Source organism: Pleomorphomonas sp. JP5 (assembly GCF_023721815.1).
Taxonomy (GTDB): domain Bacteria; phylum Pseudomonadota; class Alphaproteobacteria; order Rhizobiales; family Pleomorphomonadaceae; genus Pleomorphomonas.
The window spans coordinates 258,518-281,222 of the sequence record NZ_JAMDLI010000001.1; the positions used below are offsets into that span (position 1 = coordinate 258,518).

The following is a 22,705-nucleotide window of genomic DNA, read 5'->3' on the forward strand; positions in this document are numbered from 1 at the left end:
GCAAGGAAATGGCGCTCAAGGATATCACGCGGAAGCCGAAGATCGGTTTCCTCGGCATCATGCAGGAACTCTACGACAATACGCTGCCGGGCATTACCAAGCGGCAGGAAGGTTACGCCCGCGAGGTTTCGGCCCGCCTGACCGGCGTTGCCGACGTGCTGTTCCCCAAGGCGGCCCGTTGCCGTGAAGACATCGAGGAGGTGCTGAAGATCTTCGCCGCCGAGAATGTCGACGGCATCATGATCGTCAACCTGACCTATGGTCCGGGCCTTCGCCTCGTCAACGCCTTCCGCGACGTGTCGCTGCCGCTCTTCCTGGCCAACATTCAGCCTGAGCCGCGCGTTACCAAGGCGTGGAACATGGATGACCTCACCTACAACCAGGGTGTTCATGGCGTTCAGGACACGGCCAACTCGCTGATCCATCTCGGCAAGCAGTTCTCGGTCTGGTCGGGTGACTGGAAGGACGAAGAGTTCGTCAAGGCCTTCGACGTGTTCGCCTCAGCGGCCCACGCCGTTGCCGTGATGAAGGAGACCAAGGTCGCCGTCTTCGGTCGTATGCCGGGCATGGGCGACATTCTGACCGACCCGCATACCTTCATGCGCGTCATCGGCCCGCAGGTCGACCATATCGGCATGGGCTCGATCGCCGCCGAGATGGACAAGGTCAACACCCAGGACATCCAGGCCGTCATCGCCTACTGCAAGGCGAATTTCGACATGGACCCGAAGCTGACCCAGCCGCAACTCGAGGAGGCCGCCAAGATCCAGGTTGCCATCACCAAGGTGCTCGAGGCCGGTGGCTACGACGCCTTCTCGCTCTACTTCAACGAGATCGGTCTCGACGGTCGCTTCAAGCAGACCCACATGATGGCCGCCTCGAACCTGATGGCCGACGGCTATGGCTACGCCGCCGAGGGCGACACCAACTGCGCCTCGCTGATGGTCGCCGCCCGCGCGCTGCAGGCCGACCCCCAGTTCACCGAAATGTATGCCATGGACTTCGAGCTCGATGCGGCTCTGCAGAGCCACATGGGTGAAGGCAACTGGAAGGTCGCCCGCAAGGACAAGAAGCCGCGCCTCATCGATCGCCCGCTCGGCATCGGTGGCCTCGACAATCCGCCGACCGTCCTGTTCCAGGGCGAGCCCGGCCCGGCCACGCTGGTCAGCCTCGTTTCGCTCGGCGCCGACAAGTACCGTCTCGTCGTGTCGCAGGGCGAAATCCTCGATACCGAGGAGCTGCCCACCGTCGAGATGCCCTACTTCTTCTTCAAGCCGGCCACCGGCGTGAGGGAGTGCCTCAATGGCTGGCTGAAGAACGGCGGCACGCACCATCAGGTCCTGCACCTCGGCGACACGCGCGCCAAGTGGAAGGCCTATTGCGATCTCGTCGGCATCCAGTACGTCGAGGTCTGATACCCGCTCCTCCCAAGCAAGCGGAACTGGGCCGGCGAAAGCCGGCCCTTTTGTTTGTGGTGCGAAGTGTCCGTTGATCTCCGTCACCGATACCGGCCATCGCCAGAAACCATTTGCGCTGACGCGTCCGAACGGCATTAATCTCCCCTCGAAATCAAAGCCGAGAGGCCAATTATTCAGGGAGAAAAGTCATGCAGTACCGCAAGTTTGGACGCTTGCCGGTCGAGGTGTCCGACATCGGCTTCGGTGCCTGGCAGATCGGCGGCGCCTGGGGCGAAGTGACTGAAGCCGACGGACGGGCCGCCCTCGAGGTTGCCCTTGAAGCCGGCGTCACCTTCATCGATACGGCCGACGTCTATGGCGATGGCCGCTCCGAGCGCATCATCGCCTCTGTGCTGAAGGAGTGGACGGGCAAGCGCCCCTATGTCGCCACCAAGGCCGGTCGCCGCCTCAACCCGCATGTCGCCTCGGGCTACACGCCCGAGAACATCGAATCCTTCATCGATCGCAGCCTTATCAACCTCGGTGTCGAGACTCTCGAACTCGTGCAACTCCACTGCCCGCCGACCGAGGTGTTCTACACTCCTGACCTGTTCCAAGGACTTGAAGCGATCAAGGCCAAGGGTAAGATTCGCAACTATGGCGTTTCTGTCGAGAAGGTCGAGGAAGGGCTGAAGGCCATCGAATATCCAGGCGTCGCCTCGGTCCAGATCATCTACAACATCTTTCGTCAGCGACCCGATCGCCTGTTCTTTGAGGAAGCCAAGAGGCGTGGTGTCGGCGTCATCGTGCGCGTGCCCCTCGCTTCTGGTCTGCTCTCGGGCAAGATCACGGCCGACACGAAGTTCGCGGCCGACGACCATCGCCTGTTCAACCGGAATGGCGAAGCTTTCGATGTCGGCGAAACCTTCGGTGGCGTGCCCTTTGAGGTCGGCCTGCAGGCCGTCGAGGAGATTCGCCAACTTGTGCCGACTGGCCAGAGCATGGCCGCCTTTGCGTTGCGTTGGATCCTGATGGCCGATGCAGTCAGTGTCGTCATCCCCGGCGCTCGCAACGCAGCTCAAGCCCGCGGCAACGCCGCCGCTTCGGACCTTACCGCCATACCGGCCGACGTCATGGCGGCGACGCGGGACATCTATGCCCGGCTCGTCGCTCCCCACGTCCACCAACGTTGGTGATTAAGATCACTACGCTTTCTACGCGGCGGAAATCCTAGCGATTTCCGCCGCTTGTCTTTGGAGGGCAACTGATGGAGCCCCCGGTTGAAATTGTGTTCTCTCATTCAATACATCTGCGAAGCCGGCATCGCCGGGGCTTGACCGAGTGCCGCAGAATCTCTAGACAACTTCGCAACGGAGCTGTGGCCGAGAGGCTGAAGGCACTGGTTTGCTAAACCGGCGTACGGGCTTAAACCCGTACCGAGGGTTCGAATCCCTCCGGCTCCGCCACTTTCTTTTCCCTACCGATACGTCTTCAATAAATTCAAATGGTTACGTCCGGAGCCATTCTCTGTGTTGGACGGTTTGTTGTACGATAATTCGCGCAATAGGTGTCGAAATGGAGAGTACAATTGAATGTGCGCTTTCGGCGAGGCCTCGTTCTTTCTGACATCCGGGAAGCAACCGCACTGACTCGTTTTGTCCGCTGACTTTGCGTGTCAGTTGACTCCATCCCTCGCTCTATATGAGAACATAAAAAGAACATGGCGAGGGCAGTGGATGGCGAAAAATGCGGAAGCCCGAGACGATTGAACGCTTGTATCTTGATTTTGATGGCTTTTTTGCCAGTGTCGAGCAGCAATGCGATAGACGACTGAGAGGCCGCCCGGTTGGGGTTGTTCCGTTCGAGGGGCTTGGCGACCGGGGAATGTTGATTGCTGTCTCGCGTGAGGCGAAGGACGCCGGAATCACTTCCCTGATGTCGATTCGCGAGGCGTCATCCATCTGTGCTGATCTGGTCACAGTGCCCCAGAAGCCAGACCTTTATCGGCGGGCTCACAATGCCCTTTTGAGCGAGATTGAAACAGTCATCCCTATCGACACGGCGAAGTCGATCGATGAGCTTACATGCATCTTGGACCAGGACGGCCGACGCGAACCCGAAGATCTGACGCGTCGAATCAAGGCAGCCTTGCGAGACAATATCGGCCCTTACATCACAGCGACGACCGGCTTTGCTGCAAACCGGCAACTGGCGAAAATGGCGTGCAAGGCGGGGAAGCGCTCACGAGGTCGCTACGGCGATGGTTTGGCGATCTGGAAGCCGGAGGACATGCCGGCCCCTCTTTTCACGGTGCGGATGGAAGACATACCCGGCGTGGGTAGTCGTCTGGCCTCGCGCCTACGCGGCATGGGCATTTTTAGTAGCGAAGATCTGTACAACCTCCAGCCAAAGCACATGCGCAAGATCTGGCGCAATGTCACCGGCGAGCGGCTTTGGTACGCCCTACACGGCTATGACATTCAAGCGCAGGCCAGCCAACGCGGCATGTTCGGCCATGGCAGAGTTCTGCCACCGGGTGCGAGAAACCCCAAAGCGGCGCGGGAGATAACGCGGCTTCTTCTGATCAAGGCCGCGCGGCGCCTCCGTCGTGAGTACTACTACGCTGGGGGCATCTGGCTTTGGCTTTCCATCACTGATGGATCTTGGTTTCGTCAAATGCCGCTTCCGATCGTCAATGACGATCAAGCCATTCTCTCCGCCCTCAGTACTCTTTGGGGGCATTTCGCCGACGATCATCCAGGGCGAACGACAATCTTCCGGGTTGGCGTCACCCTTTACAACCTTTCGCCGGCCGGGGAACGACAGCTCGATTTTCTGTTGGCCGACGACGAGGAACGACGCCGGTGGGAAGCGGCCACCACGGCAGTCGACGAACTCAATGCGAAGTATGGCGGCACTGTCGTCTCGCTCGGGCCTTGGAACCCGCCGGCCGGCGGCCACGTCGGCGGGAAGATCAGCTACACTCGCATTCCCTCGGCTGAAGATTTCTGGTGACATCATGGGCGGCTGGCAGACGAAGTTTCAGGTCCAGGATCTGGCAGAGGGGCAGAGGCTCGAATGCCTCTGTCGACGGTGCGGGCATTTGCACTATCTGACCAAGGCCAGTCTTCCCGGCCGAGGCCAGGAGTTCATTGATGAGATCCAGCGCGGGGAGAAATGCCGCGCGCGAGGATGCGGCGGGCCGGTGAGGATCTCTCTCGTGCGGCTCGACGAGATGTCGGGTTTCGTTGGGGGGATGGCGTAACATGGTATATTCATGCGCCTGAGAATAATATAAAAGGATCTACACTAACTTATTCTTTTTCTAGATAGCCCTTAAAAGGTAGTCCATGGCTGGCTTCGGATAAGAATTGATCAAATTCTGATTGGGTCATGTACAAATCACAGTTCAATAGAACTTTAGAGAATATGCTCTCAACAAGATTCTGTAGTAAATTTACTTCGCTCCAAAGAACATTTCGTTTTCCGCCGTGCACTACGTCGGATCTTAATGAATATAGCGACTTCATTTTTTTAAATATAGTAACGCGATTTGGTATGTCTTGGCTGCATATCACCGCCGCGTGCCTACTGATAGTCTGCGTGATCGGGTCTGACTTGTCTTTCGACGTCAGTAACGCTTCAAGGGACGTGAAGAAGAAGAGCAGCCTCTCCGAACGATCTGAAACCTGCCGACCTCTTGTCATCCAACCGAGCCCGTTTGCAACGCGGTCTGCAAGAGTGTTTTCGGGCGGATCGAACAGAATCGACGCCTTCGACTGAATGATGGAGCCGGACAATTGCTCGATCACGTCGGGGCTTGTTTCATACCAGCCGTGAAGTGTACCTCCCCCACAGGTCAGCCCGTTGTCTTCCATCACAAGGAAGGGGTGGGGATGCTGGATCTGGCGTGTCGGATGAGCCTCAACGTCACCTGTATAAGGATAGTTTCCAGGCCAACTGTTTGTACTGAGACGCATTAAACTGACCGCGACATCGATCAGCCATTTAGCTTCTTCGCTAGCGTTTTCCTTAGTGGCAGGAACACTCACAACCCAAACACTGTCCGGCATTCCCAACATGAGGCTTCCATTCTCAATGGTTTGCTCCGGGTACGCCCCTTCCTTAATTATGTACGTACTGAATTTATGTAGTGGTGTGTTGTTTTCGACCAAAGAGGCGGGCATAGACCGGACGCGCCCCAGCGAGATTATGTCGTTCACGGTATGACGAACGAGGAAATTGGGCTCTATGTAGGTGTATTCGTGTCCCGCCTCCGCCAAAACACTGTCGGCTAGTTTTTTGGCGGCTTTGTCAAGCGCGTCTCCCGGAATGTTCTCGGTAGCAGCGACCAGCATTACATACTCCTGGCCAGCCTCCTGACACAACCGGCTGATTGTTCTCTCATGCGCGCACTTCGCATTCAGAACTTTGACCGCAGCCGATGAAAATGCTCGACGAGCATCTATATATTTCTCAGAGTATCGAACGACATGCGGGCCAAATAGAGATATACCAAGTTCGTTGAAATCAATTGCAGATATATTCTCTACAGATGTCGTTCCATTATTGAATTCAGAAAGTACATCTCGCGCCAAATGTATCAAATTCTTGAGTTTATCGTGATTTAGTTTTGGATTTGTTTTACTCATCATTGAGTACCCCAGCAGTCCATTTCCGATCAGAAAACGCTACGCTTCTAGTTTAGTCCAGCGATCAACAAGCTCCATTGTTGGTTGAAATGTGCACCTCATTTCAAATCTCGTCGAACTCAAAAGCGAGGTCACTTTATGTTCCTCTCTTCTCCACCCACCTTCGCGCATAGTGAAACCCGCCTTCCACTGCCGTCATACCCGTCAGGCCAACGAGAAACGCGGCCAGAAGGTCACTCTGCGGCCGATTGACGAACTCGCCGACATCAACCACGCCGACGAAGCCGCCGGCCCATTTCAGCACCGCCCATGTTGCCCCAGCCGCCACCTCGCCACCGTAAAAGACCAGCAGCACGCCGCCGGCAGTTTCGAGCAGCCGTTGTCGCCACGACTTGCGAGGCGGGAACAGGTTGCGAATGTAGGCGCCCGCGAGCGCCGGAGCCACCTTGCCCATGATCACCCCCAGAATTTCGGCCGCGCCTGGGATATGCGGCCCGATGTCTGCCATGTCTGCCCCATTGATCTGATTGCATGGACGGCGGAGCGCCCTGCCCCGCCGCCGGGATCGAGCGGTCACCGTGACCGCTTGATTATCTCGTCATTACCGAGGATGCGCCGGAGCGCGGCCGGGTCGGTCTCGGCGAGGCAGACGGCCGCCGCCGGCTGGAGAGGCGTGACGAGTTTCAGCCCGTCACCGAGCCGGCTGGTCACCGGGTTGCAGGCCGAGACAGCCAGCGCCGCCGCCGGCACGGCGGCACAGATCCTCAATCGTCGCCCGATCGAGCTTTTCATCAATCATCACCCTTTCCCGGAGAGCTTCGAGGCTTCCGGCGTTCTGCCGGGCGACCTCGGACGCGGCGCCGGCCGCGTAGATGCGCCAAGCGGCAAGGCCGAGGCAGGCCGCCAGCGCAAGGAGAAGGACAAGCCGCCAGTCGCTCTTGACGAAGGCGATGGCGCCGCCGAGGAGACCGGTCACGCCAGCGCCTCGGCGAGTTCGGCCCGGCGCCGACGTACCCACCAGCCGTAGACGGCGCCACCGATCGTCAGCACGGCCGAGACCACGACGATGCCGGCGACGATGTTGCTGATGGCCGCGCTGCCGGCGGCGAGCGGGGCAAGCTGCGTTTGCGCCGTCTGGAGCGCGCCAACAATGGCGCTGCCACCGATCGCGCCGCCACCGGTCACCGCGTCGGCGAGCGCCGCCGAGGGCACCGCCTTGGCGTCGGAGGAAAGCGCCTTGGCAGAGCCGGCCGCGTCATAGACCACCTCCGGGCCGACCGAGCCGCGCGCCCACGCCTGCCCCACGGCGAGCACTTGCCGGAGCCGGTTGGTCCAGCCCTTGCCGAAGGTCGACCATGTCTTGAGCGCCTTCAGGAAGGCGTCGCGAAGCTTCAGGATGCGCTCGATCAGCGCGTCATGGTCATTGACGGCGGCGACGGCTTGCAACGTCTGCGGGCCAACCAGGCCGTCAACACGATCGAGGCCGAGCGCGCGCTGGAGCCATTTCACCGATTGTGCCGGGCCGGAGTTGACCGCACCATCGAAGACGACGAAGCCGACGCCAGGCGGCAGGCTGTCGCCCTTGATGAGGTTCCAGTAGCGGCCGCGATAGATGGCCCTCACTTCGTCATCGGAGATACAACGGACACTTTGCCGGCCGGCGCCAACGGACTTCCGATAGGTGTCATAGACGGCCTGTGTGACACCCTTCATGGTGGCGCGGCCGGGGTCTTTGGGATGGTTCACGAAGCCGCCCTCAAGGATGAGTTCCTTGGTAAGCGCGCGGTCGAATTCGGTCGTGATCGCAGTCATGTTGCGTCCTTTCAGGCAACAAAAAACCCGCCAGAGGCGGGCATGGGCATTCCTGTCTGTGAGGCTTCAAGAGGGGCGTCAGAGCGCCATGGCATCGCGCCAAGCCGCGTCAATCTGATCGGCGGAGAGGCCGAAGGTCTGCCCGAGCGTGGCGATCAACGGGTGGTTCCTTCGGTACTCACTGGCATAGTCCCATTCGATTTCAGCTTCATCCCGCTGGTCTGTCGGCAAGACGGAGATCGCCGCCGCCACATCTGCCGGCTTGATGCCGATCTTGAGGAGACCTAGCCGGAGCTGGCGCGCAGTCAGAGGAACGAGCGGGGCTGGTTCGGCCGGAGGCAGGTCCGGTGCAGCCCATTCACCATCCACCAGACGGCAACCGATGCCAGTACCAGCAGGGATGCTTTCATCCACGACGTAGCCAACAGGCGCCAGGGCATCGTCGCCAAGCGAGACGACATCAGTGATCACGCCGTCAGTGATCTTGAGAGAGACTCTCACAATCAGCCCCCCTTGCGGCGATAGAAGATGATCACGGCACCACCAGCACCGTATCTGTTAGTAGCATCGTTGCTGTAACTACCGGGGACGTAGCCGCTAGACGGCGTCCACGGCGTTGCTGATGTATATTCCGTAGTACTGTAGATTGACATAAACGCGTCACCCGCTCCGGAGAATATCTGCGCCACTGGCACGGGCAGGCTGAAAAAAGCACCCCAAAATGCTCGGGCAGCGAACCGAGCTAGACTCTGGGTAAGAGGGGCACCTATGAAGCCGTTGTATAGATTGCCGCCACTTCCGGTTCCCGCGCCCGGAGTTACGCCCCCCCCGGCAAGCCCGCCTGTAGCAGACAGACTCTTGAACACGGATGATCCAGCTCGCCCCGAAAGAACGCTAGCCCCGACTGTTACAGGGACAATCTCAGACGCGGCAATCGATACGGTCCCGATAGAGAGGCCGGCTGCACCACCGGCTGTCGAGCTATATCCGCCGCCAGCAGCCCAAACAAACACAAGTGGATCAAGTCCCTCATCGAGATCGGCGGGAGCCACGAAGTCTCCACTCGTATTGACGTAATCTACGTCCGTGTAGCCGCCCCTCGGTGCCAGTGCTGCAATTGCAGCCTTGAGGCCGGCGGGATGCACTGGCAGATCGTCGCGCTCGCCGGCAATCGTTACGGCAGGGGGGGCGAAAGCCATCGTGAAGGTCAGATCGGCAGTCAGGTCCGCCTCTGCCGGCTCCGCATCGGTGCCGGCGACGCCATCGAGGACGAGGCCAGCGCCAACCTTGAGTTTGCGTGCGGCCGGCACATATGCCGCGACGACCGTATGCGTATCCGGATCGATCGCGGCGATCGCCACGTCGTTCGCGCCGTCGAAGAGGTTGAGCAACCACTTCGAACCGGAGTCGTCGATCCACATCATGCCCGGCTGAACGTAGCCGGGCCGCGCCGGTCCCTTGTGGTTGGTCACCAGCGCCGGCACCACGCCGTTGATCCGCTCAAGCAGGGTCGATCCGCTGTCGGTTGGCGACAGCGGCTCATAGCCATATTGTGTCATTGATCACCTCAGGTTTTGAGCTGCCCGTAGCCGGCAGCCACATAGTCGAAGGTTCGCGCCACGGCCGCGCCGCTGGCGTCTCGGAAGGCGATGAAGAAGCCGCCTTCGCCCTTGTCGGTCAGTTCGTAATAGTCGCCCGTCGCCATGCCCTGCGCCGATACCGAAAGCCCGGTCAGGCGCTTGTAGGGCGGCGCGAACGCCACCCGCAGGCCTTCGGCCGGCACGGCGAGATCGTTGCCGCTGACGATGCGGTCGGGCATATCGACCAGAAGCCGCGCCCGCGTGACCACTGGCGTGACGGTCGGGGCGCCGCTCGTCAGCACCAGTCGCGTCTGGTAGGCGCGAGCCGCCACGTCACCGGTGGCCGCCTCCCGCCACTCGCTCCAGGCCGGATCGGCCTCGGGATCGTCGTTGGTGGTGCGGATCTCCATCGCCGCGCCCCAAAGGGTCGAGCTCGCACCGGACAAGCTCTCGACGTCGCCGAGGCGAGCCCACGATCCGACCGTGTTGGCGAGGTTGTCGCCCGAGGCGACGATCTCCGGCGTGACGCGTGAGGTGTAGACCTTGCCGAGATCCAGGACGGTTTCGCTCGTGTAGATGCCCGAGGCGCGAATGCCGTTGATGCCGAGGGCGATGCGTATCACTGCGTCGAGCGTCGACCAGTCGGCCAGCGAGTCGACGCTGTCGAGCCGCAAGGCGCCGCCTGCGGTATAGGTGCCGTCGTGGTCGCCCGTCCAGGTGGGATCCTCGGCGATCACATCGACGACGTTGCGTGTCGCTCCCTCCACCGTCGAGACGATCAGCGCCGCCGCAAGGCTCTCGACACCCTGCGTGCTCACCGCCTTGATGAGATAGGTTCCCGGCCGTGTCGGCACTTGCGCGCTCGTGCTGGTCACATGCGGCAACAGAACGGCCGCACTCCCCCACGTCGCCCCCGCCGTGGCCGGCGTGTAGCGCACCAGGTAGTGCGAGAAGTTGAGCGAGGCGACCGCCCGCCATGACAGCGTGGAGAGATCTCCGAGCACGGCAATGCCGAAGCCGTCGACATCATCAGGCGGCGCGTTGACGCTGGAGATCAACAGCGAAGGTGTCTCCAGCCACTGCGAGCGGAGGCCACCGAGCGAGGCGACCGATTGCACCCGGAAGCGATAGAGGCCCGGCAGAAGGTCCGAGACATCGATCGAGGCCGACGACGTCGAGCCGGCCGGCGCCCATTCGAGATCCGGCGTTTTGATCTGCACGTCGAACCGCTCGGTGCGCGCATCAGTCGGCGGCGTCCATCCGATGGTGGCCGCGCCGCGCACCGTCGTTCCGCCGGCCAGATAGAGATACTCCCGAACGCTGATGTTGGCGGGCGCGGCGAGCGGCCCCTTCGGATAGGCCGAGAAGGACGGCTTTTCGAGAACGAGGCCCTGTTCGACACGCGGATATTTGGTCTCGTCATAGACCAGTGCCGAGATATCGAACTGATGCTTTTCCGCCTCGGTCACCGACAGCACCCGGAACGGACGAGGCGCCACGTCGGAACCGGTCATGAGCCACAGCGCCCCGGCGATCGGCGCCGCAGGTAGCGCCGAGGCAAGCGACAGCGTCGCCGTTTCGCCGGCCGGGTTGGTCACGTCGCGATCGGCGAGCGAGCCATCGGCCATGACGACGGTCACCGAGTAGGTCTCCCCCTCGCCGAGCGTCACCGGCGCGTCGAGCGTCAAGGTCAGAAGGTCGGCCGAGACGCCCGCCAGCCGGCCGCCGAAGCGGACGCCGGCATAGGAGGGATCGGCGATCAGCACGACGTCGCCGGGCACCACGTCGGCGTGGTCGAGGCCGGCGCGATAGGTCACCACTTCGGTTTCGTTCTGTTCGGTGTCGAGCAGCCAATCGCCGTAGCGGTGCGCCTGTCCGCGAGAGGTGCAGCCGATCGCCTGGATCTCGGTTTGGCGGGCGCCATAGAGCGCGATGGCGTCGGGATCTTCGACCACCTCGATCGCCGGCTTGTAGCTGTTCTCCGGATCGAACCACTGGACGAGCACTTGGGTATGGCGGGCACTCAGCGAAGAGCCCTGATAGGTGAAGGCGCCATCGATCACATTGGCCCGCGTCACCAGCTTGCGCGCCTCCGAGGGCTTGTCGCACACCGGCATGATGGAGCCGGCGCCCCAATAGACGACGCCACGGAACACGCCGGCCATGGCGGTGAGGACGTTGATCGCCTCGTCACGGTCGGAGATCATGCCGTTGAAGGCGAAGCGCGGCTCCTTGCCGCCGAAGCCGTCGTCGACCAACTCGTCGCAATAGCGGGCGATCTCATAGAGCTCCCACTTGGTCAGCGAGTAGAGATCGGGGAACGTGACGGAGAAGCCGGCGAGGTACTTCTTGAGCCCATAGCGGTCGTTGTCGATCAGGTCGAAGAAGATCCACGCCGGGTTGTCGGAGACCGCCCGCTTGAAGGTGCCGTCCCAGATCCCATCATAGGCCCTCGTCTCCGGATCGTAGTTCGCCGGCACCTGGATCTCGATCCCCGCCCAATCGGCGGTCACGGTCGGGATGGACGACGAGCCGAAGGACGACGCGTCGACCACCAGGCCAAGCAAGGCGCTGTCGGGATAGATGAGCTGGTAATCCTCGATGATGGTGAAGGATGACCAGTAGGTGGCATTGAGCGAGGTGGTGCCGTTGCTGTCCTCGGAGAGCCGCCGCACCCGGACATACCAAGGCCCTTTGTCCGGAAGGTCGAAGCGATAGGCGCGCACGTATGGCGAGGTGCATTTGCCGGAGATCGTGTCGGTGCGAACGACGGTCCAGGTGCCGCCCTCCGATCGGCAGTCGATGGCGATCGAAACCGAGTTGCCATTGACCGAGCCGGAGCCGGTGTCGGTCTTGGTCAGCGACGGCAGGCGGATCGAGACGCGCGCTGCCGTGGCGTCGAGATTGGTGATCGCCTGGGTGATCGAGACGTTCTTCTTGACCTCGGCGCCGACCGAAACTTCGGTCTCGACGGCCGGAAAGCCCGACATCGGCGTCTGATCCGGCAGGCCGATGCGCGTCTCGAAGCTCACGCCCTCGAAGTTGAAGCTGCCATCGGCGTTCTGCACCGGTACGTCGTCGCAATAGATCGACTTGGCGCCATCGACGAGGCCGCCGGTCACGCCTTCGGAGACCAGCGTCAGCAGCCGCAGGGTTTGCTTGGCGCGCAGCGTGTTCGGCGACTCCGAGTAGCCGCCGCCGCCGGACTTGCCGCCGGCACCCGCAAGGCGAAGATCGTGGAAGCTCATACCGCGATATCCTCGGTGGAAAGGCCGACACCAACGAGCACCGGATTGACGCGGAAATGCCCGTAGACGAGCGGCACCGGCCCGCCCTCGGTGGTGACGTTGGCGCCGCCATCGAAGAGGTAGGAGGATTGATCCTTGGTGGACTTGGGCTTGGGGGCCAGCATCTGGCCGAGACCGGATAGCGCCAGGGCGACACCAAGGCCGGCCACCTGTCCCGCCGTGATGCCGAGGCCGGTCGAGGTGCCGATCGCCGCGATGGTGCCGGGGAAGAAGAAGGCGGCGCCGATCAGGAAGACGCCGGCAATGATCTTGCCGAGCCCGCCGCGTCCGCCCCTGCCGGCGAGCACTGGCACGATATGGAGATCCGCCGAACCGAGCTCGAAGGCGAGATCATCCTCGCCGAGTGCGAGCCCGGTGCGCCGATCGCCGCGCACCACGCGGAACCATTTGCCGACGGCGAAATCGCGGAAGCCCGGTAGCACGGCGGCGAGTGCCCGTCCCGCCTCGCCGGCCGTCGCCACGTCGAGGAGATGGACGCGGCCGAAGCGTTTGCCGAGGGCGCCATGGAGATGGATCTTACGCCGCATGGCGCACCCAATGGGTGATACGCGCCCGCCAGCGGCCGGGCACGTCATGACAGGACAGGCACCCGTCGAGGTGATGCAGGATCAACCCGTTCTCGTCGAGCAGGCCGGAATGGCTCGGAACGCGTGAGCCGGCGCGGGCGAAGAACACGTCGCCGGGCCGGGGTGTCTCGCCGTCGAGCAGCACGAAGCCGGCCTCCCGGAAGTGCTCGACGAGCATGTTCTCGCCGGAACCCCACCAACCATCATCGCGAGCGAAGTCCGGCAAGGTGACCCCGCGCCGCTGCCGGTACCACGCCCGCACCAGGGCGTAGCAGTCGCGGACACCCGGAACGAAGCTCCGGCCGACCAGCGGCTCGTCGAGCACGTGATCGCCCCACCACAGGATATCGCTCGCCGTCTCGCCATCGATCGAGACGATCCCGAAGGGCAAGCCGGCCGCGATCTGGCTTTCCATGTCGGCCCGGCTCGGGTGATGCGGATGGCGCGGGCGCGCGCGACCGTTCTCGTCCTTCACCGTCGAACCATCATGGCTATGGATGACCGCCTCGGGCGCGAGATCGAGCCACACACCCGCCGGCATCTCGAAAGCGTTGAGCGGATCGGCCGCCACGTTGGCGATCGGTTGATAGACCCCGCCTGACACCACCCCGCAGGCTTCGCGCGGCCATTCGGACAACGCGTGATCACGCGCCGCCCTGGAGACGTCGTTACCGAACATAGTCTGATCCTTCTTAGGTGGAGGAGCCCCGCCCGACTCCCGGGAACCCTCCAAACGGCAGCGGCTTGCTCCCGTACCGCCTGATACACCCCGACTTGAGCCGCTTGCTGCATCGATCCTTGGCCGGCGTTGTCGCGGCGCCGGTCGCATCGAAGCACGCCTCGCCGTTGTAGGGGCACGTCGCCGCCGAGTAGTCGAAGCCCGTCCCGGTCCATCGCCGATAGATCAGCGGACAGGCGCTTTGTAGGACCTGCCGGCCGGGCAACATGCGCCCTTCCTGGTCGAAGGCCGCCGCGAGCGTCCACTCGACATAGACGCGGTTCTGGTTGGTCTTCTGCTCGATCCGGAACACGTCGATCGGGAAGTGAGCATCGGGATCGGCATCGGCCTCGCCGTCGAGGAAGCGCCGGAAGGTGCGTATCCGCCGGATGACGCAGCCGACGAGGTCGCCGAACTCGTTGATGGCGGCCGAGAAGATGCCGGCGACGTTGGCGACCTTGATCGTCGGCCGAGGCAACGTGCCTTGCGACGTCATCTCGAAGCCCGACGCCTCAACCGGCGTCGGCGAGTAAACCTCGCCACCGAACGAGACAGGCTGATCCTCCAGGACCGATGAGGTGAAGCGGTAGACCGGCCCGCCGATGAGCGCCAGATCGAGTTCGAACAGATGCACGATCTGATCCGCCTCGAGGCTTTGCGCCGTCGTTGCAACAAGTGCCGGCACCGTCATAGGTCATTCACCAGTTCAATCTCGGCGCGGATGCTGTCGACCAGCGCAGAGACGTTGTCGCGCGACCACTTCTTGCAGCGGTAGCGGCGCAAGACGCCATCGCGCGGCCCCTGCCACAGGAAGGCTTTGTAGCCGAGATGTCGGGCGAAGAAGCCCTCGATCGCATCGGCTTCGGCGATGTCCAGCGTTTTCCATTCGGCCACGAACTTCCGCTGTTCGGGATTGAGGCCGTCGCCCGAGCGCTGGGTGTATCCTTCCCCGAAGGTCGACTCCGCGACCTTCATCTCGACGTTCTTGGATGTGCCGGGGGATGGCGCCGTTGGCGGGGCGAATGTCTCGATCACTTGAACGCACTCCGAGAGAGCAGCCCGCCGGAGCGCGATTGATCGGCTATCCGCTGGTCAACGATCTTCATCAGCTCTTGTCGTACCGCACTGCCGACTTGAGCCGCGTTCTGCGGATCGGTGCCCTCGGGAACAGTCACGTGCACGTCGCCGATCGAGAGACTCACCGAAGGGCCATTACCATCCGAAGGCCCCATCATCGCGTAAACGCCGAGCTGTCCGCGCCCGTTGCGCTTCAGCGGGAGGATGCCTTCGCCGTCCCCTCCTGCCTCACCCATGAGGCCGCCGCCGTTGGCAAAGGCAAACAGCGTCGGGCGATTGACGATGGTGTTCCGGTAGGCGGAGAGCCCGCCGGGAGGAACGCCGCCATCCGCGTAGAGGCCGAAGGCGGCAGCCTGACCGGACAGCCCCCAACCGCCGCCGAACAACCCGCCGAAGAGCCCGAGCAAGCCGGAACCGCCGCCGCTGCCGAGGCCGTTGAGCAACATCGAAAGAACGTTGCCGAAGCCCGGAAGGAAGCTGTCGACGAGGCTACCGAGTCCGCCGGTCAACTGCTCGAACACGCCCGACAGCCCCGATAGCTGTTGGTTCGCCCAGCCGGCGCCATAGGGCGACACGCCGGCCGGCATCATGGCTGCTTGCGCCGAGGTGAGCGGCAGGCTGGCAGGATAGTTCCCGCCTTGCCCGAGCTGATTGCCGTTGTTGGTCGCCTTGGAAGCAAACCCTTCCAGACCGCTCGTCGCCCGGCCGAGCGCCTGATTGAAGCGGTCGACGTAGACGCTGCCGGTGGTGCCGGTGATGTCGGCAAGCCCGGCGCCAGAGGCCAGCGGCCGGCCGGTGAACCACATCGACGCCGCGTCGTTGGCATTGCCGAACTTCGACAGGTAGGAGCCGAAGTAGCGGTTGAAGACGGCGTCCTGTGCCTGAGGGTTGCCGAGGAACTGTTGCGGCGTCATCGAGGAGCCGAACGTCGCCTTGGTCCAGCTCGGGATGTTGGCGCCCATCACCTGATAGGCGCCATAGGCCCGGTCGCCGCTCTTGGTCAGAGGGCCGAGCGCGCCATAGTTCCCGCTGCTCTCGATCTCCGCGAGCGCCTTGCGATAGATCGAGAGAGCGTCGGTGCCGCCGATGATGCCGAGGGCATTCGAGTTCGCCGCCGACATGGGCGCCGGCAGAAGACCATTCGCCTTTGCTGTCCCGCCGAGCAGAGCGGAGAGCCCGCCATCCCCGAAGGAGACATAGACCGGGTTACTCGCCGAGGCGCCTCGCGTTGCACCGCCGCCGAACAATCCCATCAGAGCGTTGCCGAAGGCACCGCCGCCCGCCTCGCCCTGTCGACCGAGCAGGCCTTGGGTGAGCTGCGAGGTGAACTGATCAAGGAAGAAGTCCCGGAAGCTGTTCAGTGCGCTCGACCAGTCGCCATCGAGCAGACTGCCGAGAGCCGACTTTGTCGCCGAACGGAAGCCATCCATGCGGTTGATGGCGTCAGCCTGTGCCTTGTTCATGCGATCCTGCATCGCCGCATTCTGCCCGGCCGCGCGCGATTGCGCCTCGATCGCGGCAGACAGGCGCGGTGTGATCTCGACACCCTGCGCAATATACTGGTTATAGAGCGCCAGCTTTTCATTGAGATAGCCGACCGTCTCGGCGCTTTGGCCGAAGGATGCGGACTGGACGGCGAGCGCCCTTGCTTGTGCGTCGCTGCGCATCTTCGCATCCTGAAGCGGCTGGATGGTTGCCGCGCGGATTGCTGCCTCGCTCTCCAACTCCTGTGCCTGACGGAGCAGCGTCAGGGTGTCGGCGGTGACACCAGCCTTCTTCGACATCTCGTCATATCGGGCGCTGATCTGAGCAAGCGTCGCCGGCAGGCCGGTAAGCCCGACGTTGTTCAACGCCCGCTGCGCATCGGCCACCGCCTTGGTTGCCGCGATGAACTCGTCGGCGCCGAAGTCGACCGATCGCCGGGGGTCGGGCTGCGGTAGCATCGGAGGCGGCGCCGGCATGCCAACGGCTTCCGTGTTCGCCCCCAGAGCGTAACGGTCGTTCTCGCGACCGCGCCAACGGTCGGCAATCGCCCCCATCGCAGGGTCAGCCATCCAGGTCGTATTGCGGATGCGGTTGAGGGCCGCCTGTGCGTCGGCCATCGCATCCGTGTTTTCGAGCCATTTCTTGATTATGGCGTCGATATCATGAATGCCCGACGTCTTGAGCGCGGTGAGATCGTCGCGAAACTGAAGTACCGCCGGGGAGCCTGCCCGTATCGACTCCACAAATCGGTCAAACGTGGTGCGCAGCGCATGCTCACCTGAGGGACCGCGCGAGAAGATGTCTACCGCCCACCGCAGTTTCGCGTCGAGATCTTCAGCCTGCTCCCGGAGGTTATTTTGGAGATCCTTTTCGTTGGCCCCGCCGCGATAGGTAAGGACGTTCGCCGAGTCCCGTGCATACTCTTGCGCCGCCTCGCCGGCACCCTTGAACCGCTTGGCTATCTCGGACACAAGGTCGGCCTGTGTCTTGAGGTCATCCTCAAGGGTGTCGGCGCTGGCGTTCCACGTCGAGAAGTATTGGAGCGCAGCGGCAGCGGCGGCAGTCAGGCCGATCGTGACCAACGAGACCGGCGACACAAGCGCCGCCAGGGCGGCGCCAACACCCATCAGAGGTCTTTCCATCGTCGAGACGATGGACGCCATCTGCATGCCCTGCTGAAGGCCGATGGTCATTGCCGGCATGCCGTTGAAGGCGCTAACGACTGTGTCCTGAAACTGAGCTGCCATGTTGGCGGTCTGGAAGGACGGTGTCACCGCAATCGGCATCGTCGCGGCGACGGGGGCCACTGCTTTCCGCGCGTTGGTCTCCATGATGGCGCGCGTCTTCGCCGCCGCCGCCGTGCGCTCATATTGTGCCTGCACAAGGCCAAGGGTGCGGGCGTGCTCGGCCTCTGTGATCGAGCCCTGTGCGAGCGCCCGGTCAAGGAGGCGCATACTGGAATCTAGCTCGCGCGTTGCGCGAAACAGCGGGTCGATGCGCCCCTGAAGGCGCTGAAGCTGGCGATCCATCGACAGCGTCGAGCGAGCGACCTTGTCCTCGCTCGACACCATCTGTGCCCCGGTCTCCGCAACGGCGCGCTGCCCGTCAGCGATGCCCATTAGGTCGCGTGTGACCTTGTCCGCACCATCCGAGCGAGCCTCTACCGTGAGGCGCCGCACCTGCGAGAGAGCGACCATCGTTCATTTCTCCGGGGGGCGACGCCGTCTGAAGTCGTCGATGAGCACGGCGTCCATGTGCTGAATAAGCTGCATGAACATGCGGAAATCGTCCGGCGCGTCGATTCCGAGGCGCCGGGCATATGCGTCGATGGAGGTGAAGGGAATGGCGCCGATCCCGCCAAGGCCGATCGGCCGATCCTTGTCGAGGTCCGCGAATGCGTCGAAGTAGAGATGAAGGCCCGGCGACAAGTCGGGCCGGTCGACGAGCGCTTTCGGCGGCGCCTCTCCAGCCTCTCGCCGGTCTTCAGCGAGATCGGCGAGAAAGTCTTCGCGCCCGCCCCATTCCAGTTGCCAGGCGAGCGCGGCGGTCAGTTTCCCGCTGCGGTCTCCGCATCGAGACGGCCGTTCTCTTTCACGACGGTCGCCGCCATGCGCACGGCCGACCGGAATATCTCAAAGTCGGGATCGGTGAGCAGTTCGCGCGCCTTGGATGCGGTGAAGGGAATGGGTGCGCCATCGTCATCTTCGATACCAACCCAATCATGCAGCACTTCGGCGAGGAGTTCGGTCTCAACCGCGTGGGCGTCCTCGGGTGTGAGCGTGCCCACCCGGCGACCGAGCGGCAGATCACGCATGGCGCGCGCCTGTGCCTTCTGTGCGGTAAAGCCGTCAATGGCTTCGACCTTCAGCCGCATATCCGGCAGGCCGGGGAGATCGTCGACCCAGGCGCCGAGGGCGAGGCGATGGTCGCGCTTGAGTTTAGAAAGCTTCATGGCTATTCCTCATGCTTGTGCTATCCGCAGGTTGAGTTTTCTTAGCCTGCAAGTTGGTATGCGTGTGAGACGCGAGATTGAGTTGGGGGCGAAGATGAAGGGTGCTTATCTGGCTTTGGCGGTTGTGGCCGGCGTGGTTGTTTCTGGCTGTGCATCGACAAAGATTCAGCCGCTAACGAGGACGTCGTTCAGCGTGTCAACGATGGCCGCCCCCGCATGCGGACAAGCCGGGGCAGCCAAGGTTGCAAACCGTGTGGCGGCTGTCGAAGTCATCAAGCGCGGTGGTGATCGCTTCTTCTTCAAGGCCGCAAGCAGCGACTATCGGATCATCGAGGACAGCCTGATTGTGCAGATGGTGGATAAGGGCGACCCCGAGTATTCCGAGTCCTTCTCTGCCCGCGAAGAACTTGGGCCCAAGTGGCAAGAGATCGTAGCGAAGGGGACGCCGCTCACCTGCTCGGGCTAGTCGTCACAGGACGGCGCGGGTCATCCGGATCGAACAAGCGGTTGCCGGATCGAGCACGCCCTGGAACGGCAAGGTCATCATGACGTCGGTGTTCTTGCGCCGCTCGCCCTTGGAGACGTCGCCGAGAACGGCCTTGGGGATCTCGATCTTGTATTTCTCGCCAGCGACGCGGCCGAGAACAGCGGTGATGGCGGCGCTCTCGTGGTCGAGCGCCCGCTGATAGACCTCGTTGCTCTCGAAGTAGGCCTCGATCGAGCCGGTGACCTGGACCGAACCCTTGCCGAACTCCGCCGAATAGAGATCGTCGATCGACTCGCGTGTTCTGAGGTTGTTGTTGATGTCGAGCGTCATGCTGCGGACGCGGAAGGTACTGCCGGCGACGGCCAGCGAGGCAACGCCGCGCGGCGCGGCCATCACGCTCTTGGTCGGTGCCGGCGCATAGGTCGCATCGGCAAGTTCCGCGGTGCCGGTGACCTCCGACCGCCCCATGATCGACGCCGTCATGGTGATCGGCTTCTTGGGCTGGATCGAGAACGACAGCTTGTTGACCATGCAGCCGTTGAAGCGGCTGAAGAGGTCGTTCTCGCCCGCTTCCAGCATCTCCTCGAACAGGAGCGACTTGGTCAGCATGGCGTTCGCCAGAACGTCGCCGGTCCAGTCGTTCTTGAAGGCGGCGGCGAAGAGGTCATCCCAGGCGCCATAGGAGAGTTCACCGCCGACGTCGCCGGAGACGTCATAGCCGCCGAGCATCAGGTCGGTGATGTTGCCATCGGCCCGGATCTCGTCGGACTCGACGGTTGACTTGACCGTTTTGAGCCCGGAACTGGTGATCCGGAGCAGTTTGAAGGCGGGTGGGGTTGCCAGCTCACCGAAGCTGGGTTCCGCCAAGTAGGCAAAGCGGAGCGCGCTGCCGTCTGCGAAGGCCATGACCTGTCCTTTCCATATCAGCCGACGAGGTCGAACTCGTAGGCAATCGAGAAGCTGAAGAGGCTGAAGGCGCCGGAGTCGTCCGGGCCGAACGGAATGGGCGGGGTTGCCGCGCGCATGCGGACCTCGCCGAGTTGCTTGCCGCGAAACGCTCGCCGGAGATCGTCGAGGCGGATATCCCAGCCGTCGACACCGGCGCCGACCGGAAGCCAGAGGATGAAGCGGGCGGCGCCGCTCTCGCGCCAGATGTCGGCGCCCGGCGAGCCGATCGAGGCTTGCTCCTCGTCGCCCACCGGGAACTCAAGATCGAGGATTGCCGAGCCGTCCGCCGGAGGCGTGCCGGTGCCGTCGTTCGGCCGGCGGATAGGCGTGTGAGACCAGCTTGCCGTGAGGCGATCCCCCACGGCAGCCATGACAGGCGCGGACGCCATGCTTCACCTCATCCGGATCAGAATTGCAGGATTGCGCCGGTTCCAGGCGATGCGGCCGGCTTCCGCCTTGCCGCCACCCTGGAACCGCTTGCGCGTTTGCTTGGTCTTCGAGGCCCAGGCCTCAAGATGCGTGCCGCCGCCGAGCGGCGACGCGAAGGTGAACTTGATCGAGGCCATGTTGCCGTAGCGGCTCATCGCCATGGCGGCGACGCCCTCGAAGACGCCGCCGGGCGCGTATCCCTTCCGCCCGCGCTCGATCTTGCGGGCGTAGGCCACCGTCGACACGACGATGATTTCTTCGGCGTCGAGGGTGCCGCCAACCCTCTCCACTTCGACGCCATCGGCGTAGACCGCCAGTGACTTCGCATAGCGCCCGCTCCGCTTCGGCGCGGTCTTGGCGATCAGTCCGACGACGTAGGCGACGACATCCGAACCGGCGTCGAAGTCATAGTCGATGCGGCCGGGAACCTTGACGGTCTCTTCAGTGGCGCCGGCCCGGCCGTCGACGGTGGTTGTCCACGTCGGCTCTTGTCCGGTCAGGGCGCGGTTTGTCGCCGCCGCCTCGTCGCGAAGCTGCCGGGCCATGGCCGCCACGTGCCGCGACTGCGCTTCCGGTGACAGCTCCTCGTCGATGATCAGCGACACGTCGCGATCAAGCGCGTCGATACGGGTGCGGACCATCAGGCGCCGGCCAGGTAGAGCTCATAGGCGATCAGCTCGCCGGCAACGCGCCGCTTGGCGTCGTCGACGAACTTCACGGCAAGCGCCCTACCGTTCCAGAGCACCCGGTCGTTGACCTGAGGCGCAACCAGGTCGGACGCGGCAACATCCTCGGCGAGGAGCAACAGCACCCGCTCGCCCTGCATCAGGCCGGCCACGAGCAGCTCGCCCGCCTTGAGCATACGCCCCGGCAGGCCATCGACCTGACGGGCATTCGGCGAGCCGAAGCCACGAACGAGCGAGACGGTCTCGCCCGGAACCAACTGGCTACGGTACATCGCGCGAGCAGCGGAGGGTGTCATAGCAAGCCAAGCCGCGAATAGGGCGCCAGCATGCGCGAGATGATGTCGGCAATCTTGCCGTCGAGTGAGTTGGAGACATCCCATTCCTGCGAGCCCACGCCTTCTACAACCTCTTTCTTGAGATCGGCGCCGGCTTTGAGGGCGCCATAGGCGCGGCGCACATCGAGGAGGATCGCTTGCTTGATCGGGTTCGGAAACGTCTCGTAGCCCGCCGAGAATGTGACGAACACGGCGGCCCGGTCGGCTTCGATGGTAGCCGGCCAAGCGAAGCCCTTGGCGCGGGCGACATACGGCAAGCCGGCCGGGTCAACCAACTGATAGCAGGCCGGATCGATAGTTTTCATCGCCCCGTCTGCGTCGAGATAGGCCACCTCAGAAACCGTATTCACCGGAACCGGCAAAGGCAGGCGGTCACGAAAGCCGGCGAACGGCTGTCGCCATGTCTGCGGCATCAGGCAACGGCCGAGAGTGCCGGCGGGGCCATCAAGCGGCTCGACGGCCGCGCTGATCAACCCTGCGACAATCGCGTCGTCGGCATCTTCGCTCCGGCAATAGGCCTTGGCTTCCGAGAGGGTTACCGGCAACGCCGGCAGCGGCGCCAGCCTTTCCGGGGCGAACCGAGCAGTCGGACGGCTCATTTGGTGTCCTTCACGAGCGCGGCGCGATTGTCGAGCGGCGGCAGGGCCTTGTTGCGGAGATCCTGTGCCGCCTTGCCCTCATGCGGGCGTAGCCGCGTCGGCAAGGTCTCAGGGCTTGGCTTGGTCGGGCGCTGATCAGTCATGACATCCCCCAGAAGGCTGACCGAGAGGCCG

24 protein-coding genes and 1 tRNA gene are annotated in these 22,705 nt (G+C 63.0%); 5 read left to right on the forward strand and 20 right to left on the reverse strand.

The features are described from left to right. Positions 1 to 8: 8 nt before the first annotated feature. From M4J40_RS01205 to M4J40_RS01220, 4 genes are all read left to right on the forward strand, one after another. Entirely contained in the window at positions 9 to 1,415 is a 1,407-nt protein-coding gene (locus tag M4J40_RS01205) for an L-fucose/L-arabinose isomerase family protein (RefSeq protein ID WP_251751430.1), read from the forward strand. Positions 1,416 to 1,606: 191 nt separating this feature from the next. Continuing rightward, the gene (locus M4J40_RS01210; protein ID WP_251751432.1) at positions 1,607 to 2,593 is read left to right on the forward strand and encodes an aldo/keto reductase; all 987 of its coding nucleotides are present in this window, start codon (positions 1,607 to 1,609) and stop codon (positions 2,591 to 2,593) included. A 176-nt stretch (positions 2,594 to 2,769) separates the two neighbouring features. Beyond that, positions 2,770 to 2,863 (forward strand) — tRNA-Ser (locus tag M4J40_RS01215). Positions 2,864 to 3,143: 280 nt separating this feature from the next. After that, positions 3,144 to 4,412 (forward strand): DNA polymerase thumb domain-containing protein, encoded by a 1,269-nt coding sequence (locus tag M4J40_RS01220; protein WP_251751434.1) that lies wholly within the window; start codon positions 3,144 to 3,146, stop codon positions 4,410 to 4,412. A 299-nt stretch (positions 4,413 to 4,711) separates the two neighbouring features. On the opposite strand, the gene M4J40_RS01225 is transcribed toward M4J40_RS01220, so the two are convergent. The 14 genes from M4J40_RS01225 to M4J40_RS01290 all read right to left on the reverse strand — a co-directional run bounded on the left by M4J40_RS01225 (position 4,712) and on the right by M4J40_RS01290 (position 19,047). Further along, entirely contained in the window at positions 4,712 to 6,052 is a 1,341-nt protein-coding gene (locus M4J40_RS01225) for a HEPN domain-containing protein (RefSeq protein ID WP_251751436.1), read from the reverse strand. Positions 6,053 to 6,185: 133 nt separating this feature from the next. Continuing rightward, positions 6,186 to 6,557: a hypothetical protein gene (locus M4J40_RS01230; protein WP_251751438.1), complete on the reverse strand. Its 372-nt coding sequence runs from the start codon at positions 6,555 to 6,557 to the stop codon at positions 6,186 to 6,188. A gap of 183 nt (positions 6,558 to 6,740) precedes the next feature. Continuing rightward, positions 6,741 to 7,025 carry a hypothetical protein gene (locus M4J40_RS01235; protein ID WP_251751440.1) on the reverse strand — a complete coding sequence of 95 codons (285 nt, stop codon included), beginning with the start codon at positions 7,023 to 7,025 and terminating at the stop codon, positions 6,741 to 6,743. Continuing rightward, positions 7,022 to 7,861 (reverse strand): glycoside hydrolase family 108 protein, encoded by an 840-nt coding sequence (locus tag M4J40_RS01240; protein ID WP_251751441.1) that lies wholly within the window; start codon positions 7,859 to 7,861, stop codon positions 7,022 to 7,024. The genes M4J40_RS01235 and M4J40_RS01240 overlap by 4 nt, the downstream gene beginning before the upstream one ends. 78 nt (positions 7,862 to 7,939) lie before the next feature. Next, the gene (locus M4J40_RS01245) at positions 7,940 to 8,362 is read right to left on the reverse strand and encodes a hypothetical protein (protein ID WP_251751443.1); all 423 of its coding nucleotides are present in this window, start codon (positions 8,360 to 8,362) and stop codon (positions 7,940 to 7,942) included. A 2-nt stretch (positions 8,363 to 8,364) separates the two neighbouring features. Further along, positions 8,365 to 9,420 carry a hypothetical protein gene (locus tag M4J40_RS01250; RefSeq protein ID WP_251751445.1) on the reverse strand — a complete coding sequence of 352 codons (1,056 nt, stop codon included), beginning with the start codon at positions 9,418 to 9,420 and terminating at the stop codon, positions 8,365 to 8,367. An 8-nt stretch (positions 9,421 to 9,428) separates the two neighbouring features. Continuing rightward, positions 9,429 to 12,689 (reverse strand): host specificity protein J, encoded by a 3,261-nt coding sequence (locus M4J40_RS01255; RefSeq protein WP_251751447.1) that lies wholly within the window; start codon positions 12,687 to 12,689, stop codon positions 9,429 to 9,431. Next, positions 12,686 to 13,276, reverse strand: a complete 591-nt coding sequence (locus tag M4J40_RS01260) for a tail assembly protein (RefSeq protein ID WP_251751448.1) — start codon at positions 13,274 to 13,276, stop codon at positions 12,686 to 12,688. Before M4J40_RS01260 ends, M4J40_RS01255 begins: the two co-directional genes overlap by 4 nt. Further along, complete coding sequence (locus tag M4J40_RS01265) at positions 13,266 to 13,994, reverse strand: NlpC/P60 family protein (protein ID WP_251751449.1); 729 nt, start codon at positions 13,992 to 13,994, stop codon at positions 13,266 to 13,268. Before M4J40_RS01265 ends, M4J40_RS01260 begins: the two co-directional genes overlap by 11 nt. A gap of 13 nt (positions 13,995 to 14,007) precedes the next feature. Next, complete coding sequence (locus M4J40_RS01270) at positions 14,008 to 14,724, reverse strand: phage minor tail protein L (RefSeq protein WP_251751451.1); 717 nt, start codon at positions 14,722 to 14,724, stop codon at positions 14,008 to 14,010. Next, positions 14,721 to 15,068, reverse strand: coding sequence for a phage tail protein (locus M4J40_RS01275; protein ID WP_251751452.1), 348 nt, complete (start codon positions 15,066 to 15,068; stop codon positions 14,721 to 14,723). The genes M4J40_RS01270 and M4J40_RS01275 overlap by 4 nt, the downstream gene beginning before the upstream one ends. Further along, complete coding sequence (locus M4J40_RS01280; RefSeq protein ID WP_251751454.1) at positions 15,065 to 18,292, reverse strand: phage tail length tape measure family protein; 3,228 nt, start codon at positions 18,290 to 18,292, stop codon at positions 15,065 to 15,067. Before M4J40_RS01280 ends, M4J40_RS01275 begins: the two co-directional genes overlap by 4 nt. A 3-nt stretch (positions 18,293 to 18,295) precedes the next feature. After that, positions 18,296 to 18,523 (reverse strand): hypothetical protein, encoded by a 228-nt coding sequence (locus M4J40_RS01285; protein WP_251751456.1) that lies wholly within the window; start codon positions 18,521 to 18,523, stop codon positions 18,296 to 18,298. Positions 18,524 to 18,642: 119 nt separating this feature from the next. Beyond that, on the reverse strand, positions 18,643 to 19,047 hold the full coding sequence (locus tag M4J40_RS01290; RefSeq protein ID WP_251751458.1) for a hypothetical protein: 405 nt from the start codon (positions 19,045 to 19,047) through the stop codon (positions 18,643 to 18,645). On the opposite strand from M4J40_RS01290, the gene M4J40_RS01295 reads away from it, so the two are divergent. Next, on the forward strand, positions 19,046 to 19,513 hold the full coding sequence (locus tag M4J40_RS01295) for a hypothetical protein (protein WP_251751459.1): 468 nt from the start codon (positions 19,046 to 19,048) through the stop codon (positions 19,511 to 19,513). The genes M4J40_RS01290 and M4J40_RS01295 overlap by 2 nt on opposite strands. Before the next feature lie 3 nt (positions 19,514 to 19,516). Here M4J40_RS01295 and M4J40_RS01300 read toward each other — a convergent pair whose 3' ends face one another. Genes M4J40_RS01300 through M4J40_RS01325 form a run of 6 tightly spaced genes read right to left on the reverse strand, consistent with a single transcriptional unit; the run spans position 19,517 to position 22,674 of the window. Beyond that, positions 19,517 to 20,440 carry a phage tail tube protein gene (locus M4J40_RS01300; RefSeq protein ID WP_251751461.1) on the reverse strand — a complete coding sequence of 308 codons (924 nt, stop codon included), beginning with the start codon at positions 20,438 to 20,440 and terminating at the stop codon, positions 19,517 to 19,519. A gap of 17 nt (positions 20,441 to 20,457) precedes the next feature. Then, a complete protein-coding gene (locus tag M4J40_RS01305; protein WP_251751463.1) occupies positions 20,458 to 20,871 on the reverse strand; it encodes a hypothetical protein in 414 nt (137 codons plus the stop codon). 3 nt (positions 20,872 to 20,874) lie between these two features. Continuing rightward, on the reverse strand, positions 20,875 to 21,552 hold the full coding sequence (locus M4J40_RS01310; RefSeq protein ID WP_251751465.1) for a hypothetical protein: 678 nt from the start codon (positions 21,550 to 21,552) through the stop codon (positions 20,875 to 20,877). Further along, positions 21,552 to 21,869: a hypothetical protein gene (locus M4J40_RS01315; protein WP_251751467.1), complete on the reverse strand. Its 318-nt coding sequence runs from the start codon at positions 21,867 to 21,869 to the stop codon at positions 21,552 to 21,554. Before M4J40_RS01315 ends, M4J40_RS01310 begins: the two co-directional genes overlap by 1 nt. A 20-nt stretch (positions 21,870 to 21,889) precedes the next feature. Beyond that, positions 21,890 to 22,531, reverse strand: a complete 642-nt coding sequence (locus tag M4J40_RS01320; protein ID WP_251751470.1) for a hypothetical protein — start codon at positions 22,529 to 22,531, stop codon at positions 21,890 to 21,892. After that, the gene (locus M4J40_RS01325; RefSeq protein ID WP_251751471.1) at positions 22,528 to 22,674 is read right to left on the reverse strand and encodes a hypothetical protein; all 147 of its coding nucleotides are present in this window, start codon (positions 22,672 to 22,674) and stop codon (positions 22,528 to 22,530) included. Before M4J40_RS01325 ends, M4J40_RS01320 begins: the two co-directional genes overlap by 4 nt. Positions 22,675 to 22,705: the final 31 nt, after the last annotated feature.